At 59.3% G+C, this 7,182-nt stretch carries 7 protein-coding genes; 5 read left to right on the top strand and 2 right to left on the bottom strand.

What is annotated here, in order from left to right; genetic code table 11:
• Nucleotides 1–210: 210 nt before the first annotated feature.
• Entirely contained in the window at nt 211–762 is a 552-nt protein-coding gene (locus AC629_RS40235) for a hypothetical protein (RefSeq protein ID WP_084810217.1), read from the bottom strand.
• A gap of 374 nt (nt 763–1,136) precedes the next feature.
• Between AC629_RS40235 and AC629_RS40230 the strand changes: the two genes are divergently transcribed.
• The 3 genes from AC629_RS40230 to AC629_RS40220 all read left to right on the top strand — a co-directional run bounded on the left by AC629_RS40230 (nt 1,137) and on the right by AC629_RS40220 (nt 3,972).
• Nucleotides 1,137–1,436: a hypothetical protein gene (locus AC629_RS40230; protein ID WP_084810216.1), complete on the top strand. Its 300-nt coding sequence runs from the start codon at nt 1,137–1,139 to the stop codon at nt 1,434–1,436.
• A 245-nt stretch (nt 1,437–1,681) separates the two neighbouring features.
• Nucleotides 1,682–2,854: a YncE family protein gene (locus tag AC629_RS40225; RefSeq protein ID WP_245332155.1), complete on the top strand. Its 1,173-nt coding sequence runs from the start codon at nt 1,682–1,684 to the stop codon at nt 2,852–2,854.
• Between the two features lie 98 nt (nt 2,855–2,952).
• Complete coding sequence (locus AC629_RS40220) at nt 2,953–3,972, top strand: MBL fold metallo-hydrolase (RefSeq protein WP_143199820.1); 1,020 nt, start codon at nt 2,953–2,955, stop codon at nt 3,970–3,972.
• Between the two features lie 116 nt (nt 3,973–4,088).
• Here the strand turns inward: AC629_RS40220 and AC629_RS40215 are convergent, their stop codons facing one another.
• The gene (locus AC629_RS40215; RefSeq protein WP_168195707.1) at nt 4,089–5,129 is read right to left on the bottom strand and encodes an AraC family transcriptional regulator; all 1,041 of its coding nucleotides are present in this window, start codon (nt 5,127–5,129) and stop codon (nt 4,089–4,091) included.
• 437 nt (nt 5,130–5,566) lie between these two features.
• Here AC629_RS40215 and AC629_RS40205 point away from each other — a divergent pair, with 437 nt between their 5' ends.
• Together AC629_RS40205 and AC629_RS40200 are read left to right on the top strand one after the other, a co-directional pair.
• Nucleotides 5,567–5,827: a hypothetical protein gene (locus tag AC629_RS40205; protein WP_084810211.1), complete on the top strand. Its 261-nt coding sequence runs from the start codon at nt 5,567–5,569 to the stop codon at nt 5,825–5,827.
• Between the two features lie 78 nt (nt 5,828–5,905).
• A partial coding sequence (locus AC629_RS40200; protein WP_210419186.1) for a TIGR00366 family protein occupies nt 5,906–7,182 on the top strand: 1,277 nt, incomplete at its 3' end.

The following is a 7,182-nucleotide window of genomic DNA, read 5'->3' as shown; positions in this document are numbered from 1 at the left end:
CGATTCAGCCGACGAGCTTCCCATTGGCTTTGAGGACGATCCAGATGGCGGATGTGGCGCCTTTCACCTCATCGCGAGAATTTTGCGACCGCTCAGATTTTGAGTTTTTCAACACAATCCCCCGCGGAGCGGACATCGTGAGATCGCCCGAGCGCGTCGGCCAGGCGCTCGTAAAACCCATGTGGACGCAGGAACCGCGAGATCGCGAGATCAGCGGACCGGCAGCATCAAATGCTCGTACTGCGTGCCAGGCCACATCACATAGGGCCTCGTGGGGTCGGCCTTCGCGTCACGCGGATAACCATCCAACATCTTGGCGCCAGAGCCGACGATCATCACGTGTGCGCCGGTTTTAATCCAATTGTTGCCGGGCTCTTCTTTTGTTGCATACGGGTCGGTGTTGCTTGCACCGCCGTCCCCTCGGAGCATGTACATGAACCCCGCCTTGTTCGCAGGCGGCTCCTTGTGATTCATCCAGGCCGACGCCCATTCCATCGCATTCTTATCGCCGCACATCGGGTCGGGATTGGCCGGATCAGCGTGACCTGGCATGCAGGTCCACTGCCCGGTGCCTTCGCGCAATGTCCGCAACTTACCGTCATGATCCATAGCGAGGATCGTAGCGTCTTTGGCGATGGCCTCGGGGGCGGCCGACAGCGACAGCTTGATCAGCTCCTCGTCGCTCATCTTGTGCTCTTGAGCGAAGCCGCAGCCAGGGGTAAGCGCGAGCGCAAACAGAGTTGCATAGGCCAGCGATTTCATCACGAAATCCTCCCATGACTTTTTGCTAACGCCAGCCGCACGGAGGAGCCGAAGGCGGGCGTCCGCACTGAGGTGCTTGTACGTCGTTATCCTAGCCCCCTTTTGATCTTCTGAAACGCGCTTTTCGGTCGGTTGCCTGGATGTCGGCTTAGCCCCCAACAGCGAAGCTGGAGCAGGCATCCCGGGAGATCATTACCCCAGTAACGATGCGAGCCCATCCGCCGAGATGCGGTAGTGTCGCTGTCGCTTGCAAAGCCTGAACCAAAATCAATCGATGAAGACAAACTTTCATCGAGATCGCATTGAGGTTCGCTCCCCAATACGTCGCTCGATACATACCTCTTGGACATTTTACATCACTATGGAGGTAGCCCATGCCGATCGTGCAATTTACTCGTTTTAAAACCGACAAGCCCGACGAAATGACCCAGATTGTCAGGCGGGCGAAGACAATCTTCGAAAAACATGGTGCTGAATTTCTTCGGCTGTCCCGTTTCTACACTGGCGCGTGGGCAGGACAGTTGCTGGTTGCGACGCGCTACTCCAGTTGGGAAGTTTACGGCAAAGTGCAGGAGGCCGTAGCAAAGGACCCGGAGTTCGCGCAGGTGCAGGCTGACGGAATGAAGATCGCCGAACTACAGGGCCGCAACATCGCTGTTGGCATCGATCTCTAGTCGGCGCGCCGCCCAGAGAACGACGTTAAGCGCAAAGGCCGCTGGACATATTGCCAGCGGCCTTTTTTCAACTTCGATGGATTGCACTGCGTTGCTCTGCGCCTCGCCGACCCATGTCGGCTCGGGGCCCCAACAACCGACATTAGAAATGCGTCCCACCAGCCCGTGATGCTGGCGACCGGGTGGTTCAAAGGCTAGAATATCAAAACTGGCCAGCAGAGCCGGTATTCGGGGAGAACGCCAAGATGTCAGCCAGACTTACCCTTGGATTATCGATCGCAACCACGATCGTTCTCAGTGCAAGCCTTTTCAGCCCCACGCATGCGAAGCCGTTCATGATCGTCGGCCTCGACGAGAAGTTGCTGTGGGACGATGCCGGTAGGCCGATCCTGGCTGCGCCAGGCAAGGACCAGATTCTGATCGTTGACGTCGCAGACCCGGAAAGCCCGAAGATCGTCGCTTCCCTGCCACTGAAGAACTCGGTTGTCGGCCCGCCCGTCAATGTTGCGATCGACCCGAGCGGGACGGTAGCGCTAGTGGCGGACTCCATCGACGTGATCAAGGAGGGCGACGCGCTGAAGCAGGTACCGGACAATAAAATCTATGCGATCGACCTCGGCGCAAATCCACCCAAGCTTGCGGCGACACTGACCGCCGGCAAACAGCCTTCTGGATTGAGCTTCAGCCCGGATGGCAAGATGGCGCTGGTTGCCAATCGCGGCGACAATTCAATCAGCGTGCTTTCGGTCGACGGCAGCGATGTCAAGATTACTGATACCGTGGCGATGCCCGACAGCGTGGCACATGTGACATTTACCCCCGACGGCAAGCGCGCTTTGGTCGCCCGGTTTCCCGCTCACAAGATCTCCGTGCTGGATGTCGTTGGGGGCAAGGTGACTTACAGCAAGATTGACCTGCCGGCCGGTCTGTGGCCCTACAACGTCGCTGTAACGCCCGACGGCAAGATCGCGCTTACCTCCGATAATGGTGGCGCAGGCTCCTCAGATGGCAGCGTCGATACAACAAGCGTTATCGATCTCGAAGCCAATCCGCCTCGCGTCATCGATCGCGTAGTGGTGGGAGATGGGCCGGAGGGACTTGCGATCAGCCCGAAAGGCGATCTCGCCGTCTCGGTCATCCTACGCGGCTCAAATATGAAGAATGCGTTCTTCTATGAAAAGAACGGCAGCGTCTCGGTGCTGAAGATCAACGGCAAGAAGGTCACCAAAACGCAGGATATCGAGGTCGGTGGATTGCCTGAGGCAGCGACGTTCACGCCCGACGGCAAATACATCCTGATCGGCAACTTCCTAACCCAAGACTTCTCAATTCTTAAGGTCGATGGGACTAGCGTGACCGATACCGGCAAGCGCTTCCAGGTGCCGGGACACCCGGCCTCGGCGCGGATGGGCCCGTAGTTCACGGTACCTATCTGCCTTCCGCCGTTGAACGTGGGTGGATATAACTAACATCGGGCAAAAGCCGACGGAGATGAAAACCCGGAGGAGAAAAAGCCGTGTCAGACAAACCATTGCGATCCGCCCCCTCACGTCGCAGCCTGCTGACCGGCCTCTTGGCCGCGCCGGCGCTCGCTGCCACAGTCCAGCCAGGCACCGCGCAAGCCGAGGGGCCGCGATGGACACCGCAACAAGCGCAAGCCGCCCTAAAAGATGCAAAGGGCACCAAGCTGGTGCTGCTCGGCACCGGTGCTGGTCCAGGGGTGGGCCAGTCGCGAAACATGACCTCACATGTGATGCTGAGCAACGGTGCGGCCTATGTGCTTGATTGCGGGATGGGCGTTACCAACCAGTTTGCTCGTACTGGAATTCCATTTCGCGCGCTGAAATCGATCTTCATCACGCACCATCACGCCGATCACAACATTGAATACGGTCCGCTACTGGTCGTCGGCTGGATACACGCGTTGCCGCTCGACGTGCGCGCCTTTGGGCCGCCACCGCTGAAGCAAATGACCGAGGATTTCATGCGCGCCTACAAGCAAACCGTCGATTTCTGGGCTGAGGATTTTCGGATGAAGCCGCTGACGTCAGTCAACGTCCAGGAGATCTCCGCCGCCGGTCCGGTAACCCAGGACGACAACGTCAAGGTGTCGGCTATCCTTGTTGAGCACCCGCCAGTGAAGCCAGCGCTGGGCTATCGCTTCGACTTCAAGGACCGGTCGATCGCATTTTCCGGCGACACTGCACCGCTCGAGGCCGTGGCGGAAATGGCGAAAGGCGCCGATGTGCTGGTTCACGAAACGATGTATGTGCCAGCCCTTGAGACAACCCTGAGAGCAGCGATTGCCAGGGGTGGTTGGCCGATGACGTTTGACGTCTTCATGGCGCATATGAAGGCGGACCATACACCCTCCGAAGATGTCGGCCGCATCGCCCAGGAAGCAGGTGTCAAAACACTCGTGCTATCGCACCTCACTCCCCCCATCGACAGCATCGACGATGAGACTTGGCGTGCCCCGGTGGCGAAGTACTTCAAGGGCGAGATCATTGTCGGCAAGGACCTGATGGTGGTGTAGCGCAGTGAAGGGGCGTGTCGCCTTCGGGCCCAACAGCAGGCATGCAACAGGAGCGCGAGTTTCGATTTGTCGAACAGTGGCGAGGGGGCGGACCTGCGAGCCTGCAAGGCGATGCATTAGCGACGCAAAGGACGCAAACTGCCGATTCTTGACGGGTACTCTCCGAATAAATGGTGATACTGACTGGCGAAGCGGCCTGGGTTTGAAAACCCGTATCGCGCCGCCACCTCAGCAACGGAAATCGATCCGTCAGATCTCATGATCGCCTGATGCGCAAGCTCGAGCCTGATCCGTCGAAGGGACGCCATCGGCGATGTGCCACGGAAGGCGCGAAACGCAGCCTGGAGCGCGCGGCTGCCGCATCCAGCAGCCTGGGCAATCTCCTCAAGCGTTAGCGGCAACTCCGCTTTGCTGCGCATCAACTCCTCGGCGCGTCGTACCGTGGCGGGTGTCGCTGCTCTTGCTTGGCCTCGCAACTGCATTGACCGACTATGCGTGGCCGCCAGCACGATGGTACGGAGAAACAATTCCTGGGCCGACGCCGCAACGATCTCGTTCGAAAGCGGCGAGTCAGGATGGCCGAGCTCGGCATACAGCCAATCCGTCAGCCGGCGCAGGCCGGCGCCCGCAGCACTTGTGACATCGATGCCCGCATCGAAGTCCAGCCCCCGGACGTCCGGGCCATCCAACATCTCGGTCGCCTGGCGGCATAACAGGCCCGCTGGTATCCAGACGTTCGTCTTTACGGCTTCATTGCCGGTCTTCAACACCGTTCCCGGCCTTCCGTGAAAGATCACGCCACCGCCGGCATTGGTCTCGGCAGGCGAAGCGGCCTGCGGCTGGCAGAGCAATCCCTGCCCCTGCTGCAGGAACGTCAGACAATAATGGTCGATGCCAGGTGATCCTATGACCATATCGGTCGCCTCGCGGTCCGCCATCCGTACGAAGCAGGTACGGCCGAGCTTTCCGACAGAGACAGTCGTTCGATATGAGTGCTTCTCGATTTTGTACCGCCGCCAATCGCCCGCGCGATACGATCGCGCAAGGAACTGCGGCGGCGTGATGGCACTTGTCGGCGTAGGCGTGAACAGCTCCCACATGGTGGGAGTGATCTCATAAGGATCTTCAACGTCTACAGTGGTAACCGATCCGGCCATAGTGCCCTCCGCGGACAAAACAACCTTGCGATCTGCACAAACGTCTATAGCACGTCTTCTACGATGAGAGAACCGCCCGCTGGGTCGATCGCTACTCAGAAACAGCCTGTGCTGATCGCCTTCATGCTGCCAACATGTTGGGCCGACGCCCAGCCGGACCGGGACCGCGTCCATATTGGTCTGTGACTGCGGCTCCAGTCATCCAATCCAGTTGAACCCCGCCCGAAGGGCCCACCATCTGAAAAAGAATCGTTTTCTGTCCTGCTCTTTCGCTTCCTGAATAGGCGTCCTCGTTTCAGCTTGGCTATATTGGATGTGATTGGCGACCTTGAAAATCGGATCATTGCATATCCATCCCTGAGTTTGCGGGGACAGAGGCCCAAGATCGATCACGAGCGCTGCGGATAACGATTTCTCTTCTTTGCGGAGTTTCAACGATGAGACACGCTCAATTTTACGGTGCCAATGACACGGTGAGCGCCAACACAGACCCCCTTTCTATCCCGCTCAAGCGCGTGCCGCTTCTCTCGTTCGGCGGCATAATCATGGCCGCCCGGCACATGGCGGAAATCGGTCGACGCAGGGCGGAGCACATTGTTGTAACGCGATTTGTTGCTGGGCGGCGCTGGAGCGACTTTACCGAGCGGACGCTGAACGACGAACTCACGGGCCAAAACCACAGGTCGTTTCTCCCCTGAAATGCGTGGCATGCACGGGATGAGTTTCCGACTTCTTCGCCCCTTGGTCGTAACTAATAGAGAGATGGGTAGAGCAAGATGATTGACTTGCAGCCCCAGCCAAGATCCGTTCGTCTCTGCGCGTCTCTTCCATCTGTGGGGCCGCGCATTTCGACACAACCTGCCAAACTCGGCATCCCGCTGCAGCAACAGGCTCAGCCGAGCCCTGCGCTTTCAACAACGGTTTTGGCAAGCGCGCCTGCGTGCGAGAAGAAGGCCACCGAAGGGAAAAGCACCGCTTTCGAGACTATGGCGCTCGCCACCACGGCCTGGTCGGAGCGATGGTTTCCGGACACTTTCGTCTTCGCGGCGCTTGCGCTCGCTCTTGTCTGCGCGGGCGCGATGTTCATCGGGGCTACGCCCCAGGCGGTCGCCGTCGCCTTCGGCGACGGAATCTGGGACTTGATGCCGTTCACGATGCAGATGGTCCTGGTCGTGGTCACTGGCCACGTCGTCGCGCGAGCCCTGCCGACCGCGCGCCTCATCGAACGGCTGGCAAGGCTGCCGCGAACCGGCCGGGGCGCCGTCGCCTATGTCGCCATCGTAAGCATGGCCACGTCCTTATTGAGCTGGGCGGTCAGTCTCATTTTCGCCGGCCTGTTGGCACGCGAGCTGGCGCGGCGGGACGAACTGAAGATGGACTATCGCGCAGCCGGGGCCGCCGCCTATCTCGGCCTTGGCGTCACATGGGCGATGGGCGTGAGCTCGTCGGCGGCCCAGCTACAGGCGAACCCACAAAGCATTCCCAAGGAGCTATTGGCAATTTCCGGTGTCATTCCGTTCAGCGAGACGATATTTCTCTGGCAGTCGGCGTTGATTGCGGCAGTTGTGATCGCTGCGTCGGTTGCAATTGCCTATGTCTCGGCTCCTGCGCCCGGCCGCGCCGTGACAACACAACAACTCGGAATCACGCTCGAAACAGTGCGTGACCAACTGCCGCCGCGCCGTCGCCCGGGGGAGTGGCTCGAATACAGCCCGATCCCCACGCTGTTCTTGGGTGCGCTCGGGCTGGGTTGGCTGGTCAATGAGTTCGCCACGAAGAATGCCACGATGGTGATCTCTAGTCTCAACACCTATAACCTCGCTTTTCTCCTCCTTGGATTGCTGCTTCACTGGCGTCCGCGGCGCTTTCTGATCGCCGTCTCCCACGCCGTGACCGCGAGCTCCGGCATTTTGATCCAGTTTCCGCTTTACGTGAGCCTCGCCCACATCTTGATCAATGCTAAGGGGACGGCAGGCCATTCACTGGGTGATTGCCTTTCAACCGCATTCGTCAGCGCGGCGTCGACGGAGTCTTTTCCTCTCCTCATCGGCAT

Origin of the sequence: Bradyrhizobium sp. NAS80.1 (assembly GCF_001908205.1) — a bacterium.
Classification (GTDB): Bacteria; Pseudomonadota; Alphaproteobacteria; order Rhizobiales; family Xanthobacteraceae; genus Bradyrhizobium.
The sequence above is the reverse complement of the archived record's forward strand: the minus strand, read 5'-3'. Positions and strand labels throughout refer to the sequence as shown.